General features: G+C 47.7%; 15 protein-coding genes. 7 read left to right on the forward strand and 8 right to left on the reverse strand.

Annotated elements, in window-relative coordinates:
• Nucleotides 1–162: 162 nt before the first annotated feature.
• The 3 genes from EH243_RS12550 to dctP all read right to left on the reverse strand — a co-directional run bounded on the left by EH243_RS12550 (nt 163) and on the right by dctP (nt 3,125).
• Nucleotides 163–1,488, reverse strand: a complete 1,326-nt coding sequence (locus EH243_RS12550) for a TRAP transporter large permease (protein ID WP_126159021.1) — start codon at nt 1,486–1,488, stop codon at nt 163–165.
• A gap of 99 nt (nt 1,489–1,587) precedes the next feature.
• On the reverse strand, nt 1,588–2,109 hold the full coding sequence (locus EH243_RS12555) for a TRAP transporter small permease subunit (protein ID WP_126159022.1): 522 nt from the start codon (nt 2,107–2,109) through the stop codon (nt 1,588–1,590).
• Entirely contained in the window at nt 2,109–3,125 is a 1,017-nt protein-coding gene (gene dctP, locus EH243_RS12560; RefSeq protein ID WP_126159023.1) for a TRAP transporter substrate-binding protein DctP, read from the reverse strand. The genes EH243_RS12555 and dctP overlap by 1 nt, the downstream gene beginning before the upstream one ends.
• Before the next feature lie 758 nt (nt 3,126–3,883).
• Here dctP and pta point away from each other — a divergent pair.
• On the forward strand, nt 3,884–6,028 hold the full coding sequence (gene pta / locus EH243_RS12565) for a phosphate acetyltransferase (RefSeq protein ID WP_126159024.1): 2,145 nt from the start codon (nt 3,884–3,886) through the stop codon (nt 6,026–6,028).
• 780 nt (nt 6,029–6,808) lie between these two features.
• On the opposite strand, the gene EH243_RS12570 is transcribed toward pta, so the two are convergent.
• The gene (locus tag EH243_RS12570; protein ID WP_126159025.1) at nt 6,809–7,927 is read right to left on the reverse strand and encodes a hypothetical protein; all 1,119 of its coding nucleotides are present in this window, start codon (nt 7,925–7,927) and stop codon (nt 6,809–6,811) included.
• Nucleotides 7,928–8,670: 743 nt separating this feature from the next.
• Between EH243_RS12570 and EH243_RS12575 the strand changes: the two genes are divergently transcribed.
• Complete coding sequence (locus EH243_RS12575; RefSeq protein WP_126159026.1) at nt 8,671–9,648, forward strand: DUF523 and DUF1722 domain-containing protein; 978 nt, start codon at nt 8,671–8,673, stop codon at nt 9,646–9,648.
• Nucleotides 9,649–9,659: 11 nt separating this feature from the next.
• Nucleotides 9,660–11,114 (forward strand): cryptochrome/photolyase family protein, encoded by a 1,455-nt coding sequence (locus EH243_RS12580; RefSeq protein ID WP_126159027.1) that lies wholly within the window; start codon nt 9,660–9,662, stop codon nt 11,112–11,114.
• A 94-nt stretch (nt 11,115–11,208) separates the two neighbouring features.
• Here EH243_RS12580 and EH243_RS12585 read toward each other — a convergent pair whose 3' ends face one another.
• The 4 genes from EH243_RS12585 to EH243_RS12600 form a co-directional block, all read right to left on the reverse strand.
• Nucleotides 11,209–12,588 carry a short-chain fatty acid transporter gene (locus EH243_RS12585; protein WP_206441613.1) on the reverse strand — a complete coding sequence of 460 codons (1,380 nt, stop codon included), beginning with the start codon at nt 12,586–12,588 and terminating at the stop codon, nt 11,209–11,211.
• A gap of 541 nt (nt 12,589–13,129) precedes the next feature.
• Entirely contained in the window at nt 13,130–13,345 is a 216-nt protein-coding gene (locus EH243_RS12590) for a TIGR02450 family Trp-rich protein (protein ID WP_126159028.1), read from the reverse strand.
• Between the two features lies 1 nt (nt 13,346).
• Entirely contained in the window at nt 13,347–14,003 is a 657-nt protein-coding gene (locus EH243_RS12595; RefSeq protein WP_126159029.1) for a ChrR family anti-sigma-E factor, read from the reverse strand.
• Entirely contained in the window at nt 13,993–14,598 is a 606-nt protein-coding gene (locus EH243_RS12600) for a sigma-70 family RNA polymerase sigma factor (RefSeq protein WP_126159030.1), read from the reverse strand. The genes EH243_RS12595 and EH243_RS12600 overlap by 11 nt, the downstream gene beginning before the upstream one ends.
• 149 nt (nt 14,599–14,747) lie before the next feature.
• Between EH243_RS12600 and EH243_RS12605 the strand changes: the two genes are divergently transcribed.
• The 4 genes from EH243_RS12605 (at nt 14,748) to EH243_RS12620 (ending at nt 19,666) form a co-directional block, all read left to right on the forward strand.
• Nucleotides 14,748–16,124, forward strand: coding sequence for an NAD(P)/FAD-dependent oxidoreductase (locus EH243_RS12605; RefSeq protein ID WP_126159031.1), 1,377 nt, complete (start codon nt 14,748–14,750; stop codon nt 16,122–16,124).
• Nucleotides 16,117–16,923: a DUF1365 domain-containing protein gene (locus EH243_RS12610; RefSeq protein WP_126159032.1), complete on the forward strand. Its 807-nt coding sequence runs from the start codon at nt 16,117–16,119 to the stop codon at nt 16,921–16,923. The genes EH243_RS12605 and EH243_RS12610 overlap by 8 nt, the downstream gene beginning before the upstream one ends.
• A complete protein-coding gene (locus tag EH243_RS12615) occupies nt 16,910–18,214 on the forward strand; it encodes an SAM-dependent methyltransferase (protein WP_126159033.1) in 1,305 nt (434 codons plus the stop codon). Before EH243_RS12610 ends, EH243_RS12615 begins: the two co-directional genes overlap by 14 nt.
• Before the next feature lie 543 nt (nt 18,215–18,757).
• Nucleotides 18,758–19,666: a HalD/BesD family halogenase gene (locus tag EH243_RS12620; protein WP_126159034.1), complete on the forward strand. Its 909-nt coding sequence runs from the start codon at nt 18,758–18,760 to the stop codon at nt 19,664–19,666.
• The last annotated feature ends 123 nt before the right edge of the window (nt 19,667–19,789 follow it).

The following is a 19,789-nucleotide window of genomic DNA, read 5'->3' on the forward strand; positions in this document are numbered from 1 at the left end:
GATCTTTAGGCACAAGCTCATCAATACAGACAAACTCAAGGGTGGACTGGGTTTGGGGGCGTTCTTTTAACATGGCTCTATTATAAAAAATCCTCGTCATTTGACGAGGACTTTTTCAGCAGTCTGACCGCTCAGTGAGCGGCTTTTAACATTTTCAGCGGTTCATGAACCAAAGATCAGGTTCGGTAGCCACAGTGCAATCTGCGGGAAAATCACCACCAACGCCAAACCAATAACCTGCAGAATAATAAACGGAATAACCGCTTTATACAGGTCGTAAATGGTAATGGACGGCGGTGCCACCGATCGCATATAGAAGAGATTATAGCCAAAGGGCGGCGTCAGATAAGCCGTCTGCATACTGATAATAAACAACACAGCAAACCAAACAGTATCAAAACCCAACTCCTGCACAATAGGTACAAACAGCGGTACGGTGATAAACACGATGGCAAAGTCATCGAGGAACATACCCAAAATAAAGTAGGTTGCCAGCATCGCCACAATCACCATATAAGGCGATAAGTTCGAGTCCTGCACCAGCTCAGTAATCAACATACCCGCCCCTAGGCCGATATAAATCTTACTGAAAAATACCGCCGCGAGCGTAATCCACAACAACATCCCCATCAGCTGCGTGGTGCTCATCAACACCTCTTTAAGCATCTTCAGGTTAAGCGTGCGATAGATAGCGGCGCAAACCAATGATCCCGCAGCTCCCACCGCAGACGCCTCGGAAGGAGACGTGACACCACCAATAATAAAACCCAGCACCGTGGTAATCAGGGCTCCAGGTAGAATCAATGCTTTAAGCGCCTTGATCTTATCGATTGCCCCCAAACGTTCAGACAGCGCAATCGGCGGTGCTTTATCGGGGTTTTTCACCGCAAATATGAAGATATACACCATATAAATAACGGCTAACATCAAGCCTGGCATCATACCCGCAGCAAACAGTTTGCCAACGGATTCCCGCGCTAGAAAGGCGTAGACAATCATCAACACACTTGGTGGAATCAGAAAGCCCAATGCGCCACCGGCCATAATCGTACCGGTCACCAGCTTCTTATCGTAACCACGACTCAGCATCGATGGCAGCGCAATAATCCCCAGACTCACAGTCGCCGCACCGGAGACCCCAGCCATCGCCGCGATAATCGCACAGATAATTACCGTGCCCATACCGAGGCCGCCCGGCACTCCACCCATGAGCTTATTGATCATATCAAACAGATCATCGGTGATACCCGAACGCTGTAGCATCAAGCCCATGAAAATAAACATCGGCAACGCCACCAACAGGAAGTTATCCATGGCGGAAAACGAACTGGTGGCCAATAACTCAAGCCCGGCTGGACCCCACAAAAAATAAGCCGAACCCACACCCACAGTGAGCAGAGCCCACGTCAGCGGAGCACCTATCGCCAACAGAATCAGCATCGAAAAAAACATGCCGAAGGTAACCAGTAAGGGATCTAGATCTAACACACATACACCTTTCTTATCATTGAGGGTCTGATTCGGCAAACACCGAGTGCTTGCCGAATTAGACAAAGAGCGTTACTACACTTTTAGATCAAATCGACTTTAAACCTGTGGTTCTGGTTGTATGCCGATCATGATCATAAAGCTACGAATCAGCTCAGCAATACTCTGCAAAATCATCAACCCTACTGCCAACGGCAGCACAGATTTAAATGGGTACACCACAGGTCCCCAGGTGCTTTTTGACGAGACCTCTCTAATCGCCCAAGAATCAGCAGCGAAATTAAAGGTAATGTAAAAGAACACCGCAAACACCACGATACCGATCACACCGGTCAGCACATCAAATGCCGCCCGCGTCCGCTCGGAGAACAGGTTGTAGATCACTTCACTGCGCACATGGCCATGGTGTTTATGGGTATAAACACCGGCCAAAATGCAAAATGTGCCGTACAACATGGTGGTCGATTCGTGTGCCCACGAGGTTGGGCTGTTAAATAGATAACGCGCCCCCACCTCGTAGCAAAGCCCTGCGATCATGGCCAGACATAACCAACAGAACGTCCGGCCGACCCACTCAGATACCCTGTCCTGAAAAGCAAGATATTGAGAAAGCTTTGACATCAGATTCTCCCTGTTGCCTTCGCTGTCGCTGTAATCGCCTCAATCGCTTTAGCGTTACGTGGAGACTTAGCCGCTTCTTCTTTCCAAATATCCATCGCAGCGGTTGTCAGGGCTTTAGAATCGGCTTCAGGCAGTGAGGAGAACTCAAAGATACCTTCACCATTCACATCCAAGCAGCCATTCACGTTCCAAGCATGCATATTGACCGCATGTTTAGCGGTGGCCAATTCCAATGCTTTTTGCTGATCTTCCGAGAGAGATTCCCATTTCTTCATATTGATCAGCATACCGTCGGCATAGCCTGGGTTGATCATATTCAGGTAGGTGTAATATTTCGCAGATTCGTGCAATTTAAGCGCTTTATATTCCAGTGAACCGCCGTAAATAACACCATCAATGGCACCGGTCGACAGCGCAACATAGAGCTCTTGGCTTGGCAGGTATACGGTAGGAATATCAAATTTTTCTAAGATTCCAGCAACGGTTGCCGTCGCACGGATTTTCAGTTTTTTCAGATCTTCAAGGCTATTCACAGGCTTAGTGGTCAGCAAATCATAAGGCCCACCAAAGACAGCCCCTAAGTACTTAACACCTTTCTCGGCATAGGCTTCTTCCAGTAAGGCAGTAAATCCTTTGCCCTGATGCAGGTAGATCGCTTCATCGTAGCTCGCCCAAGCGCCAGGAATACCGGATTCAATTTTGCCAATATCCAACTGCCCAGCCCAATAGCCCGCATAGCCTTGGCACATATCCAACGTACCTTTAGAGACCGCATCTAACATCTGGTCATTAGGCACTAGTTCTGAACCACGGAAGCGCTGAATACGAACACTCTTATTAGAGACAGTTTTCACATCATTAGTGAACGCCTTATAAAGATCATCCGTTTCAGTACCATAGAGCGTCTGCATACGCAGGCGAACATTTTTACCTGCATGAGCGGCGGTTGAGGAAAGGGCCAGTGGTGCAGCAGCAATACCGGTTGCTGCGGCTTTAAGCAAGTCTCTTCTTTTCACTATCGTCTTCCTATTTTTTTATAAATTCTTATAACTCAGGTAGGCATAGGCCTTGCGACAATCGATTTATCGACTGTTCTCTGGTGCCTGAATAACGAGCCCATCTCTTAGCGGATAGGTGTGCAGTATTTTTAACACTCATTATTATAAATAGGAAGTCCGTCTGTTCGGATAATTGCCACACTCACCTTCCATCAGTAGGAGAAACCTTACTAAAGAAGCCTGTAACAAAAACCGATAACCAGCTAACAAAACAACTCTAATTCATTGTTTTTATGACATAAATCAGAAAAAATAAAATTTACATCCACCCTGAAATGATGCTTCATTTTGATGTTTTTAACTGCCTACCCCTTTCAGGGGATAGTCTATGTTTGATATTCAGAACAGCAATAAACCCGCCAGCCTCAATAGCCAACCACTATAACTTAGTCTATTACACACAGAGAGCATGCAGGCTAAATACCGACAACCTAAGCGGATAAAACGAAAAACAATCGAACAACAACGGGGACAATATTGTTAATAGCACCTAAGTAAAAACGGGCTTCCCGCGCTAACAGGAACCTAACCCCTTAACGCCGCCAGATTAAGGTGAAACGAAACTATGTAATTTTGTTGGCCTACGCCGTAGAATCAATCTCATACCAGTCAAAAATAATTCTTCTAGATCTGGTTCCTTTATTCATTAAATGCGACTCCGCCGACGAATGAACGCGCAAGAGCAACAGGTCGCTACCTACTATTAAGGAACGCTGATGTCTCAAGCATTACTGATAGCCCCCACCGGTGTGGGTGCAGGACTAACCACTGCGGTGCTGGGCCTTTTTCAAGCCATGAACCGGCAAGGTATAAAGGTCCACTTCTTTAAGCCGATCGCCCAAGAAGAGCGTGATAAGGTCGATTCAACGATCGCCATGCTGCAGGGAGATTGTGCCGCCCCGATTGCCGAGCCGATCAGCATCCGTGATATAGAACAACTGGTCAGCCAAGATAAAGGCAATCAATTATTAGAACAGCTGGTTGCCCGCTATGAACAAAGCCTGCCGGCGGATAATGAAGTGGTGATTATCGAGGGAATGGTGCATACCGAACATCAGCCCTATGCGACTCGCATCAATAATGAGATCGCTAAAGCACTGGATGCTCAGGTGATTCTAGTGGCGACACCCGGTACCGACAGCATTGAAGCGTTGCAGGATCATATTGATATTACGGCGCGCGCTTATGGTGGCATTAAAAGCAAACAGCTAGTCGGCTGTATTTTAAGCAAACTGGGCGCACCGGTTGACCGTGATGGCCATATGCAGCCATTCCTCGGCGCCGGCCAAACCGTTATTCACAGCATAACCGAAGAGGTTATCCGCGAACACGCCACTATCTTTAGCGATCAGTTTCGCTTGCTCGGTTGTATTCCGTGGAACCGCGACCTGATTACTCCCCGTATCAAGGATATAGCCTCGTACCTAAATGCGACCATTATCAACACGGGGGATATCGACACTCGCCGCGCCAATCGCATCACACTCTTCGCCCGCAGTGTCGCTAACTCAGTCGACGAATTGCGGCCAGGTGCCCTAGTGTTTATCCCCGGCGACCGGGACGATATGATCATTGCCGCCTGCATGGCCGCCGTCAACGGGATTGAATTAGCTGCCGTGGTGTTAACCAGTGGCTTCACCCCCTCCTCGCCGGTATTGAAACTCTGTGCCGGTGCCTTTAAAACCGGCTTACCGATTCTCAGTATTCAGTTGAACAGTTGGCAAACGGCACTAGCGATGACACAGATGAATCAACGCACCCAAACCGATGATCATCAGCGCATCCGTGATATCAAAGAAGCGACCGCCGCCTATATCGATCGCGACTGGCTTAACACCATGGTGGATGATAGTTATCAGCGCCGTCTGTCTCCTCCGGCCTTCCGCTATCAATTGATCAACCGAGCGCGCCAAGCAGATAAGTTAATTGTGCTCCCGGAAGGCAATGAACCACGCACCGTGAAAGCCGCGGCGATCTGTGCCGAACGAGGCATCGCCCGCTGCCTACTGCTCGGCAATATCAAAGAGATTGCTCAGGTTGCCAAGAACCAAGGGATCACCCTCAACGATAAGATCACCATTCGTGATCCAGAGCTCATTCGTAATGACTATATTCAACGGCTAGTCGAGTTGCGGAGCCAACGTGGTGTCTCAGAGTTTATTGCCAAGCGATTGTTGCAGGACAATGTAGTGCTAGGCACTCTGATGCTGGAGATGGGCCATGTTGATGGGCTGGTCAGCGGAGCAGAACATACCACCGCCAATACCATTCGCCCGCCCATGCAGCTGATTAAAACAGCGCCCGGTAGCGACCTAGTGTCATCAATCTTCTTTATGTGCCTTCCGGAACAGGTATTGATTTACGGCGACTGTGCGATCAACCCCGATCCTAACGCCGAACAATTAGCCGATATTGCAATCCAGTCGGCGGATTCAGCGACCGCCTTTGGCATCCCCCCGCGCGTTGCGATGATTAGCTATTCCACAGGCATTTCCGGCAAGGGAGCCGATGTTGATAAAGTTAGAGAAGCGACCCGTATCGTACGCGAAAAACGTCCGGATCTGCTGATCGATGGTCCATTGCAATATGATGCCGCCGTCATGGAAAGTGTCGCGAAATCTAAAGCCCCCAACAGCTCGGTGGCTGGCCATGCAACCGTCTTTATCTTCCCCGACCTAAACACCGGCAATACCACCTATAAAGCGGTACAACGTAGTGCCGATGTGATCAGTATCGGCCCGATGTTACAGGGGATGCGAAAACCGGTGAATGATCTATCCAGAGGCGCCCTTGTGGACGATATCGTTTTCACTATCGCGTTAACGGCGATACAAGCAAAAGCCTGTGAAAACAACGAATAACCAACGGAAGAAATGCCGTCAAACTTGAATAAAAAAAGGCCGCTGTCGAAACAGCGGCCTGAAAAAAGGACAATGAAAACCCAGTGTTACCGGATGCATCAATTGACCACAGCAGTTGAACATCATCGGGAAAAAGAACAACAGGCGTTATCTGGTGAGAGAACAGATGAATATACAGCGCTGTTAGAATCCGAATCAATTACCCTTTGAGTATATATACCCCACTAATTCAGTCAAGAATTTATTGGCTGTTTTTTAACCAAGCAGTTCTGTTTTGATGATTCCAATTAAGATTGAGATTCGATATCACTCTTGTTTAAATCGCTACAAACCTTATGTGCCAAGGACTACAAGTAATTGATGATGATCTTTCAAAATGAACCTTTTAAATTTAACGTGAGATCCTTCTCTGAAGGCAGGTAAAACTTAAGTTCGAACAACAACGTAATCATGCATCATTGCCTGCTCTGAAAACACGTTATGGAGGATCTATGTGATTTATTATTCCAATTATGATTTATTGCTGAACAGTAAATCGAATACAACCCATGCAAAGCTCTGAGATACCACGGGGTTGCTCAATGTTTACATCATCAAGTTTTATCCGTCTCCGAGCTATCTATCTCGACATCATCAACCGTTTTTTGGGGGGAAATCGGGGTCCCCGCCTTTCGCTATTACTGGTTTTATAATAGGTAGTCGCATAATTCTATGTGCAGGATGACATCTACTGTAACAGGCTCATTTGTAGTGAGCACGCGAACGAAAAATACGGCCTTGTTAGCCATGTCTCTGCTTTGTCATGACTCTTGCCTCTGTTAGTTTCTTTCCATTCAAAGTAAATAGCTCAAAAACGGGGTCATGGCCTGTCTCTTTGAGCATGCCCATAAAATGAGACAAGCGATTCACCATTTGCTTAAATGGCACAAGGCCCTTATTAGCAGTATCTTCGATTTTAAAAACACATGATCCTCGATCGTTATTTACAGAGAGTACTTTAAATCCTTCCAGCCCGATTCCATTACCAATTTGCGAGATAATGGTTTCTATAGTAAGTTCAATTCTTCCATATTTATCGAATTGAATCTCTTCCATGAACTCTATCATGCAAAAACTTACGGCTATTTTTTGTAGCGCTTGTAGCTTGTTGAGAGCAAATAATAATTCAAGTAGTTGTTCAACAGTAAGATGAACTGTTTGAGAATTGTTTAACCCATAAATGCACGTAATTGTCTTGCTTACCTTGTTATATTGGTAGCCTGAATGTTGTGCAATATTTCGCCATTGGCTCAAACTCACACCATATAACTGTGTTTTATACACTACTTCTAACTGATTTATTTCCAGCAAAGAAGAAACAGCTTTCCCAAAAGACACAACTTCTGGGCGCCCATATAATTGGTTAGATGGATCACAAGAAATCATTCGGTAGATTAGTAGTGCGAGTGGCTTGTGAGTACTCTCTACGGTATCACCAAGCATTCTAAAGTACGCACGCACAGTATGTCTTGGGTTTTGTGAGTTAACCCCCTGCTGTAAGAAGAAAGAATCATGGTAACAGGCTAAGGATTCATGAATACTGGGGTACATCTGTTCAATAATAGATATTCCCTTTTCTTTATTTTTAATCATTGTTGAACGAAGTGAGCGCGTCAAGTACAACAAAGATTCAGAAAACCAAGGTTCTTTTTCCATTTCCAGTATTAATGATAGTTCCCAATTATGGGATCCTATATCCATCATTTTAGAAACTATTTCTTTGTTATCAATGAATCGATTAAGTGTTTTAAAAGCGAGAGAATTAAACTCCGCTTCCTCCAAGTCGCTTTTGAGTTTGGCAAGATATTCAACATCATTAATTGATGCTTGCGCCATTATTTTAAACTGATCGTGATCCATATTTTTTTCTGGCTAACAGTTAATCGCAGTCCCATTTGGCACTAAAGTTCTGAAAACAGATAAGCCAAAGACAAGAAAACTTTACATTAAGTATCAGCAGACTAACAACCATAAAAGGAATTTTCAATGAATTATAGCGCCAATTTAGGCGGTATCCCTGCCATCAACTTACCTCTATTTAATAGCCACATGCCGTTAAATCAAAGTGCTAGTTAGATGCTAAGAAGTACGGCTTCAATCACGACGAGGCGTCGTTCGCTACAACCGGCGGTGGTGATATATCGCAACATGCTGCGCTTCATGTTTCGCCACACTCTTGCTCCTATCCGCTTGCCTGTTTGTTCGGCTGCGCTGATTAAGTAATCGCCCCTAGAAGGGGCTCCCACATAGAACGCGACCACGCCTGCCTTTCAGCTTCCAGCTTCAATTGCCATCATCCTCCATACAGCGGTGATACACGACATCGTTCTAGGTTTATTATTGATGGGGCATTATTAGTTATTGTTAATATATCAGAGCAATCTGGCTCGAATGTTTGTTACCTAAGGCGATATCATCTTACGTTAAAAAAACGGGTAAAGATCTGACCTTAATGCTTCAGACCATCCTAAGTTATTGAAAAATAATATCAGAAGGTCTCAGCGTAAATGCAAATCATCAGAAATCATCGGCCGCCACGATGATCCACTGCTAAGCTTTGTACGTACAAGCCTTTAATAAAGCTGAGAGCCAAGGAAATAAGCATGAATACAATCTCCGAAACCACTAATATCCCCGTCGGCATCAGCGCCTGCGTCATGGGTGAGGAAGTTCGTTTTAACGGTGGCCATAGCCAATCACGAATCTGTCGTAATCAGCTCGCTAGCCATTTTAAGTATCAAACATTCTGCCCGGAAGTCGCGGCGGGCTTTGGTATCCCCCGTCCCACCATGCGTCTGACCGGTGATCCACAAGCACCTTCGCTCATCTTTTCGAGAACGAACCCTGATGTCGCCAGCGAAAACCTCGGTCAACGACTCACCGACGCCTGCCAGCCCATGCTGCAAAAATGTGTCGACCTCGACGGGTTTATCCTCAAAAAAGATTCGCCAAGTTGCGGTATGGAAAGGGTGAAAGTTTATCAGCCGTCCGGCCATCCCCACGAGCAACGGGGCGCAGGATTATTCGCCAAAGCATTGATGCAACAGTACCCCAACCTGCCCATCGAAGAGGACGGGCGTTTAAACGATGCCCAGCTGCGGGAAAATTTTGTTATGCGGGTCTTTGCTCACCATCATTTTCGTAAAGAGGTGATCGAACAACCTAGCTTCCATCACTTATTACAGTTTCATAGCAGCTATAAATATCTGCTGATGGCACACAACCAGGTTGCCTATCGGACCCTCGGAAAGATGCTCGCTGATGCTCACCAAGAGCCGCTAGACAAGCTGATGGAGAGCTACTTTGAGCAGTTTATGCAGGCGATTAGCCAACCCGCTTCCCGTGGTGCTCACTGCAATGTGATGCAACATATCATGGGCTATTTAAAGCAGAGTGTTGATAGCACCGCCCGTCAGGCTATTTTAACGGTGTTTGAACAATATCGACTCGAAGAGGTTAACCTCATTACCCCGATGACCCTGCTCTCCCATTATATAAGTCAAAATGGCAGCGACTATATCCGCGCCCAACGCTACCTCGAGCCTTACCCAGCACACCTTGGGCTACGCAATCAGGTATAAGGAGCAACAACTTGAACACCCCCGTTATTGTCTGGCTGCGGCACGATCTTCGACTGGCCGACAATCCAGCCCTTTACTATGCCGCTCAGACTGGCCGAGTGATACCGGTATTCATTGATGACTGCACCACGCCAGATCAGTGGAGCCTAGGCGCAGCAAGCCGATGCTGGCTCAATCACAGTTTGGTCGATCTCAATGATCAACTCTCCGGCCAGTTACGCATCTTCAGGGGCGATCCGCTGCCGATTTTATTATCGCTAGTACAGCAAACCGGTGCCCAAGAGATCCACTGGAATCGCTGCTATACCCCGCATGCCATCGGGCGAGACAGCCAGATCAAGCTCGCGTTAAAAAGCGCAGGCATTGAGGTACACAGCTACAACGGCTCGCTGTTGTGGGAGCCTTGGAACATCAGCAAAGCCGATGGTAAGCCCTATAAAATATTCACCCCCTATTATCGTAAAGGTTGCCTCAACGCAGCGCCTCCGTCCGAACCCCTTCCCCGTCCAGATCTACAACTGTTTACTGACGAGATTACCGGTTCAGACGAGCTACAACAGACGCCCGTGGCTGAGCTGATATTAGATGAGCCTAGTTGGACCAAGAAGATAACCGATCACTGGACGGTCTCGGAAGAGGCGGCTTGGCAACATCTACAGCAATTTATACGCGAGCGCCTGCCAGACTATCAGGAAGGTCGTGATGTTCCCTCATTAGAGGCCACCTCTAGCCTCTCGCCTTACCTTCAGTGGGGACAGATATCACCCCACCAAGTATGGTATTACAGCCAACAACAGGGTAATCAACCCGGCTTAGAGGATGCCCTCGATACCTTTTTAAAAGAACTCGCTTGGCGCGAATTTTCCTATTACTTGCTTTATCACAATCCAAAGATGGCAGAGGAAAACCTGAATGAACGCTTTAATCGTTTCCCTTGGTTAAACCACCCCGATCAATGCCAAGACTGGCAACAGGGGCTAACAGGATTTCCGATTATAGATGCGGGGATGCGGCAACTATGGCAGACCGGTTATATGCATAATCGCGTGCGCATGTTGGTCGCCTCATTTCTGGTGAAGAACCAGCGCCAACACTGGCACCTTGGTGCCGCGTGGTTCTGGGATACACTCGTGGATGCCGATCTAGCCTCCAACAGCGCCAGTTGGCAGTGGGTTGCCGGCTGCGGTACCGATGCATCCCCCTACTTTAGGATTTTTAACCCCGTACTTCAGGGACAAAAATTTGATAAGGATGGTGCCTATATTCGTCACTATATTCCCGAGCTTAAAACTCTACCGAGCCGTTATATCCATACGCCTTGGGAAGCACCGGAACAGGTACTCACGGAGGCGGGCGTCACACTCGGAAGCAGCTACCCTCATCCAATACTGGATCTTAAGCAATCCCGGCAAGATGCACTCAGCGCGTTTTCGAGTCTCAAAGAGCAACAGAATCAAGTGCTCTAAGCCGTCGGTGAGCACGGATATTCACTAGCAGCAAAGCAAAAAAAACCAACACAAGCGGCTGGTTTTTTTATCTTTAGCAATGACTCATCGATACTTAGAAGATCAATAAGCCCAATGAGATAATCACACCCGAGCCCAACAGCGCCATGATGCAATAACCCATCACATCTTTAGCCCCTAAGCCAGCAATCGCCAGCGCGGGTAGCGCCCAGAAAGGCTGAATCATGTTGGTCCAAGCATCACCCCAAGCGATCGCCATCGCGGTCTTAGCCGCATCAACGCCTAGCGCCGCACCTGCAGGCATCATGATCGGCGCCTGAACAGCCCACTGACCACCACCGGAAGGCACGAAGAAGTTAACAATACCCGCACTCAAAAAAGTGAATAGTGGGAAAGTCGTTTCGTTGGAGATAGAGACGAAGGCTTCCGAAATAATCCCAGCCAAAGAGGCACCTGAATCACCGGTAGCCGTCATCATGCCCATGATACCGGCATAGAACGGAAACTGAAGCAGGATGCCCGCACAGTTTTTCGCGCCTTGAGATACCGAGTTCAGCAGACTTTTAGGTGTGCCGTGTAACAAAATAGCCGAGAACAGGAAGGTGAAGTTCACAATGTTTAGGTTTAGCGCAAAACCATTATTAATAAAATAATAAATAATGTAAGCAAAACCCATCGCACCCAATAACAGGGACAGGATACGGCTGTTTTCTAGACGTTCCGCTGGAGACATATCCGCTTTGTTAGGCAAAGGCTCTGGCGCGGCCGTCTCTGCTAACAGTGCAGGATCGATCACCATGGTGTCTTGAGCAGCCGGATGCATTAGACGATTCAACAAAGGAATGGTAATAAACATCACCGCAAGAATCGCCAAGTTCATGGTAGAAAACAGCGTTTCAGAGGTTGGGATTGGCGCTGTAACGGCACCATTGGTCACGATTTCAATTTTGGTACCACTGGCGATCGCCAAAGGAATAGAGCCGGACAGGCCCGCATGCCAAAACAGAAAACCACTGTAAGCCGATGCGATTAACAAACGGTAATCGACGCCTTTCACTCTAGCCGCAATTTCGCGGGCAAAAATAGCCCCCACGACTAAACCAAAACCCCAGTTAACCCAACAGGCAGCAGCACTGATCATGGTCACGAGAATAATAGCTTGGCCTGGCGTCTTAGCAATGCCAGCCAACATGGCTAACTTACTTTTAAACGCAGGTGCACTGGCCATCGCATGACCGGTAACAACCACCATCGCCATCTGCATAGCAAAGGTTAATAGTTTCCAAAACCCACCGGCCCAAGCATCAACAACCTGCATGGGGCCTTGGTTTGTGGCTGGCATCACCAACACAAAAACCACCAAGGTTAAGACAATAGCAAAGATAAATGGATCGGGAAGATAACGCTGCAACAGGGTAACAAAAAATTTACTCAGTCGTTGCAATAGCGTTAATTGCACAGCACTCGTATTCATATTTTTTCCTATTATTATTTATTATTAAACAGCCTCGATAAGAGGCCCTTTATTTATTGACGCTTTTGGCGTAGATCAAGATAACGGCATGTGGCCCCTACCCTGATAAGTTGATATTACCCCTAATCGGGCGCGCAATCATATAGCAACACCCGCGCTTGCACCAATACCCAATAAAATCAAACCGTTATTCTCGATATTTCAGCTGGCTGAAGCGACGCTCTCCATAGGCCGTTTTACCGGTTGTAGAGAGATAAAAGCCACGGAGAAAAGTCCCCTGATATTGCCAAGCTTTATATCAGTGGGTCAGGAAGCGAAGAAACGTTGGGGGTTTAAACGATTGAGGCTGTTGAAGTCGTCGCTAATAGCGCGGAAATAATAGTGTGATGTTAGGCTGTAGAACGACGCTCATCACGAGCGTCGATTGAGTTGTGCGTTGGTACATCAAGAGATTTTAGAGCTATGAACATTCTCTTTAACGCTAAATGCCTGAGCTTAGTTATGAGTGAAGGTCAAAACCCATCGCCACCATTTCGACTGATCAGCTCCACCCCTGCTTCCAGGTTTCGCTATCATTGAGTTGCTGCCAGGGGATTCGTTGCTCACGATGGGTTAGCACCGCTTCTAACACACACTGCTGTACCACGCCGTCATCATCCCTGATTAACGCGGTCACCAAAAAATGTTTTTCTCTCTGCTGTGGCTTAATCGCGGTCCACTTGCTGAGATTAAGCTTGTTAGGGTTGAGTTGTCCCATCCTAAAAACCGGTCATCGGCTGTACGAGCTTGCCAAACAAGGTGGTGAACCGTAACGGCGCATCGGTCGCAATTAAGCAGATACAATCCTCATCACTATCCACCAGCGGTTGATGTTCTATTTGGTCATCCAAATCGGCAATATCACCGCGACAAAAGCGGCCTACCTCATCGGAAAATGAGCCACGTAAAACCAGCGTCAGTTCATTACCATTGTGGGTATGGGTTAACATCGACTTACCCGGCGCTATCCGCAATAACCGTGACACCCCTCGTCCCTGCCAAGGCATATCGTAATACGCCACACCAGGAACAATTCTTTTCCACTGCAACTCATCCAGAGGACCGCTGACATATTCATTTAACGGCATTGGAATTTCAGGATCACAGGCGCGTGGAGTCTGCTGTTGTGGCTCGATGATGCTAGTCTCAGGCTCATCGATCTGCGCCAGTATCGCAGCTAACATATCATCTTCGATGGTTTCTGCATCAAGGGATTCAAGCAACACCCCACCCACCGCATCATTCATTTCCGCACGTTCACGGCAGGCAGAACAAAACGCCAGATGAGATGCCACCACCAATGCCATGCCTTGCGATAAGCTTCCAGCGGAATAGCTCATCAGGGTTGCATCATCCAGATGGTGATTAATGTTCATACTGATCACCTCCCCAGATCTGTTTAAGTTTTTCTGACGCCAAACGGATTCTAGATTTGACGCTGCCAAGGGGAATATCGAGACGACCGGCGATGTCACCATGTGACCGCCCTTCGAAATAAGACATATAGATAACCTGCGCCTGTTTTTCAGGAAGTAACTTAATAGCGGCCGCAATCCGATCCGATAGGACTTTCTGTTCGCCCTGACCCGGCTCAGAAGCAGTTTCGCTCCACTCATCCAGACTGTATTGAGGGTATTTCTGTTTACGCATCCAATCGATGCTTTGATTTCGTGCGAGGGTGAAGATCCAAGTACTCGCAGCCGCTTTTTCCGGGTGATACATGTGCGCTTTGCGCCACACCGACAACATCACTTCTTGGGTTAGCTCTTCGGCTGTTGCTAGCGCTACCCCTAAACGAACAATATAGGCCTTCACTTTAGGGGCGAAATGGCTAAACAGCCGAGCATATAAACGCTTATCAGGCTTAACCGCTAGGTGACCCAGCAGATTACTCCAGTCAGCGCTGGCCATCTCCGCTTGCTTCAGTTGTATGATGTTATCCACATCGTCTCCCGGTGGTCTTTTATTCATATACCTCCTATACGTCTTGCCGAGTTAAGCGGATCAGTCGAATGCTAAAAAAATCGACCCGTATTGATATATCAATAAAAACAACGGTGATCCTATTTCTGCTGCCACACGTAAAGTGCTGCAAACAGATTACAGTATGGACTGCTCAGATGAATATTACCGCCATCCGCCCGAAAAAAATTGCCGTTATCGGCTCAGGTATCTCCGGCCTCAGTTGCGCATGGCTGTTAAATAGAGCCCATCAGGTAACCCTGTATGAAAAAGATGATCGTTTAGGTGGGCATTCCAATACCGTTAACTTCGATCTTAACGGCACCCGAGTGGATGTGGATACCGGTTTTATTGTCTTTAATCCGGTGAACTACCCTAATTTGGTTAAGTTTTTTGAACATATCGATCTGCCCACCTGTGCAACCGATATGTCCTTTGCCGTTTCGATTGATGATGGCCAACTCGAGTACAGCGGTTCCGGCCTGACAGGCCTCTTTGCCCAAACCCGCAATATTATCAGTCCCTCTTTTTGGTCCATGATCAAAGACTTAATGCGTTTTTATCGCAACACCGACAGCATGATGCTAGACCCCTCGTTAGCGAATATCAGCTTGGGGGAGCTATTAACCCAGCACGGCTATGGCGACCGTTTTATTTACGACCATCTATTACCTATGGGTGCGGCGATCTGGTCGACGCCGGTCAAGCAGATGCTCGACTACCCCGCTCTCAGCTTCCTACGCTTCTGCAAAAATCATGGTTTATTGCAGGTCAAAGATCGCCCTCAGTGGCACACTATTCCCGGTGGCAGCATCGGCTATGTCAACAAACTAGCCGCCGCATTAGCGGGCAACATCAAGCTCAACAGCCGTATTCATAAGGTTATCCGACAGCCTGATGGCGTCATTATCGAAGACCTACACGGCGCTCAGGAACACTATGATGATGTGGTATTAGCCTGCCATGCAGACCAAGCACTCGCCTTGCTGGATAATCCAAGCGATACAGAGCAGCAACTGTTAAGCAGCTTCCCTTATCAGCGCAACAAAGCTTATCTACACCTAGACCAAAGCTTGCTCCCCCGTGACCCTAAGGTCTGGTCGAGCTGGAACTATATGGCCACCGGTAGCGGCCCGGATGACCGTGAGGTATCGATCAGCTATTGGATGAACTGCCTACAACCGCTGGCAACCAAACAACCGGTGATCGTATCGCTCAACCCGCTCAAAGAGCCGGCCGCCGATAAGATGATTCGCACCTTCTTCTATGATCATCCCGCCTTCGATCGCCACTCGCTAGCCAATCAACAAAAACTCTGGAGCCTACAGGGGCAGCAAAACACCTGGTTCTGTGGTGCCTGGTTCGGCTACGGTTTTCATGAAGATGGTCTACAATCCGGTTTAGCCGTTGCCGAACAATTAGGTGGCGTCCCCCGCCCTTGGCACTTGGACGAACCGAACAGTCGTATTTTTGCCTCGGCACCAGCATCAAGTGATCATCCGACAGCGGAAGTTAGGGAGAGCGCCAATGGCTGAGTATGCATCAGCAATCTACACCGGCACGGTGGTGCACCAACGGTTTACCCCAAAACAGCACCGCTTTGCTTATCGGGTGTTCTCACTCTGTCTCGATCTCGATGAACTGCCACGGTTGCAGCAATTAAAATTCATGGGCATTAACCGCTTCGGTTTATTTTCCTTTCATGAAAAAGATCATGGCCGTGGTGATGGCCAACTGCGCACTGAGATCACCGAACTGCTGTCAGCACGAGGCTACAGCAGTGCGAGCGCCAGAATAGAACTTCTCTGCTATCCCCGCATTATGGGGTATACCTTTAACCCCCTGAGCGTTTACTTCTGTTACAACCAGCACAATGAGGTTGAGGTGATTATCTATGAAGTCAGCAACACCTTTGGGCAGCGCCACAGCTATTTATTGAGTAATGACAACCGCGACCATAAAACCGTCACCCAGGGCTGCCAAAAGCAGATGTATGTCAGCCCTTTTATGCCGATGGATACCGCCTATCAATTCAACATTCGCCCGCCCGCTGAACGGGTTACCGTCGCCATTCTACAATGCAGCCAAACGGCAGAAGCGACCCCTATACTCAATGCGACATTTAGCGGTCAACGACAAACACTCACCGACCGCGACCTATTAACACTGTTTTTCAGTCACCCTCTTATGACCCTGAAAGTCATCGGGGCGATACATTGGGAAGCACTCAGACTATGGCTGAAAGGCCTAAAACTACAACCGCGTCATACCACCAAAAGTTACAGCATTAGCTGGTCAGATCGCAACGGAGAACATCACTATGAAAACCTGTAACTATAAAACCGCGACCTCGGGCCAAGCACAGGTTAAATCGGTTGCCCAACAACACCATTACAGATCCAGTAAACCTAGCTGGCTGGAGCAACAGCTACTCAAACGCCTTGAGGGACCGCTGAGTAAAACCCGTGGCCGTTTACACTTGACCATGCCCAGTGGTTATCAACAGAGCTTTGGCCACTTAACGCCTTTAACGGCAACTGAATCTGAACCAAACGATGCCATACAGGTGAGTGTCACACTCAACTCTCTGCGCTGCCTGCTACGCCTCGTTAGCGGGGGTATCACCGGCTGGTCTGAGGGTTATATCGCCGGAGAGTGGGATAGTTCGGATGTCACCGGGCTGGTACGCTGGGCATTGCAAAACGAAGCCACACTGGAAGGCTTATCAAAAGCCAGCTTTATCAAACAACTCTTTGATAATATTCATCATTGGCGCAATAACAACAGCCCCAGCGGTAGCCGTCGTAATATCGCCGCCCACTATGATTTAGGCAATGACTTTTATCGGCTCTGGCTGGACCCTACTATGTCCTACTCTGCCGCACTGTTTGAATCGGAGAGCCAGCCCCTCGAAGCGGCACAACGGGCGAAATACCAGCGCATATTAAGTCTGTTAAAACCGGCTGAAACCGATCATATTCTCGAAATTGGCTGTGGTTGGGGTGGTTTTGCCAGCGAATTATTAGAAAATCATAATGCTCGGCTACATGGCATCACCCTGTCGAAAGAGCAGCGTCAATGGAGTCGTCAGCAACTAACAGCCAAAGGCCTCGATGAACAAGCCGATATCAGCCTGACCGATTATCGAGACTTACTGAAGCAATATGATGGCGTCGTTTCCATTGAGATGTTTGAAGCGGTGGGAGAACAGTATTGGGACACCTACTTTAGCACCTTGAAAAATAGCCTCAAACCCGGCGGGGTCGCTGTACTGCAGGTGATCAGCATAGAGGAACAGCGGTTTGACAGCTATCGTAAACAAGCTGACTTTATTCAACGCTATATCTTCCCTGGCGGAATGCTGCCAAGTATCGAGCGACTCGAACAGAAGTTCGCCGAACATGGCTTCAGTCTGCAGCATAAACAGCTATTTGGTAAGGATTACGCCCGCACCCTGCGCCACTGGCGAGCCAGCTTTGAACAGCAAACCGACGCCCTCGAAAAACTCGGCTACGATGAGCAGTTCCGACGCCTGTGGCATTACTATCTGTGCTATTGCGAAGGTGGATTCGAAGAGGGTTCTATCGATGTAGGGCTCTACCAGCTAGTTAACAACAACTCTTAAACTCGATAAGCCGTATGAGGTTACCCCTCATACGGCGTCGTTAGACATAGACAACGTCTAGGCGCCAGCCTCTATAGACACTACTCGATAGAACCGTCTCGATAGAAACAATCCCTACTAAACAGCCCCGATTAAACAATCCCGACTAAACAGTCCAGACTAAACAATCCCGACTAAACAGCCCCGATTTAACAGGCGAAAAAGGTGTCTCTTTCAGCCTGAATGTTATTTCGCCTGATAAGCACCACGCTGACGAATATAGAGGATCAATCCCTCTAACAACGGAAGCTGCTCCATTAATAGGCCAGCATCCTAGTATCGTTCATCCCACTCCCTATAAATTCTTTATAACTCATGCATTCACTGTTTTTTTTGAGTTTTCACCGGACATAAACGCACCATCCAGGTACATCGAAAAAATCGATTTTATCCATTGAAATATTTAGTTTTTCTGTTCCCGTTTTTTTCACTAAATTGTTATCCATGGCTTTTGGCCAACAACACTTTTATTCACATGAAAAATGATAAAAACTGGAAACAACCATGACAGAAGCAATCAACTTTACTGAACAAAACGCGGTGCCTTTTGATGTTGCGCCATCGGTCATACCTGCACTCGCAGACTTTGTTGATCTGGATAATTATCCTATTGACGATACAGCATCATCAACACGTCAGGCGCTGATCGAGCAATGCCGGAAAGAACTGGATGCCGTCGGTTGTTGCCGGATTCCTAATATCATTCGCCCGGAATCGATTGAAAGAATGCGTCAAGAAGTTGAACGTCAACGTGCCAATATTTACTGGTCCGAGGACAGCCATAACCCTTATATGACAAAGGAAGATGTTTCCCTGCCAAAAGAACACCCTGCACGCTCTTTTCAGAAGCGTTCCAGTGGGTTTGTTAATTCAGATATCCTAGAGGAATTTTCCGACCTCAGGGCGATCTACAATAACGATGTCATGTTGCAGTTTATATCCGACTGTCTGGGTGTCGCTCCACTGTATCGCTGGGCTGACCCTCTGGGATCCAATCCTTACAGTGTGATGGATGAAGGCAATTATTTTCCGTGGCATTTTGACGGTAACGAGTTTACCGTCAGCATCTTGGTTCAGGAGCCAGAAAAAGGGGGAGAATTTCAATATTGCCCCGACTTACGTACGTCTGAGAATGAAAACCTAGAAGCGGTTGCAGACGTCCTAAATGGTGATCATTCAAAGGTGCACTCACTCGAGCTTCGCCCAGGTGATATGCAGATTTTTAAAGGACGCTTTTCTATGCATCGAGTGACTCCCGTAGAGGGCAAGCGTTCCCGCTATATTGCTTTGCCAACCTATATGCGCGACCCCAATACCGTTAACCGTCCGGAGCATGCTCGGCAGTTCTATGGCCGCGCTTTACCCATTCATTACGAGCGTGAAGCTAATCGTCCCGATACTTTACTCGACTGATCAATAGCAAGATAACAAACTGTTTCAATGGTTAAACGGGCGGTTGAAATTCGACCGCCCTATTACACTTCGAGTATTCCAACACACAAAGCATGATCTTATCTGAAAACGACTAGGCCCCTA

The sequence above is a fragment of the Amphritea opalescens genome, from assembly GCF_003957515.1.
GTDB lineage: Bacteria > Pseudomonadota > Gammaproteobacteria > Pseudomonadales > Balneatricaceae > Amphritea > Amphritea opalescens.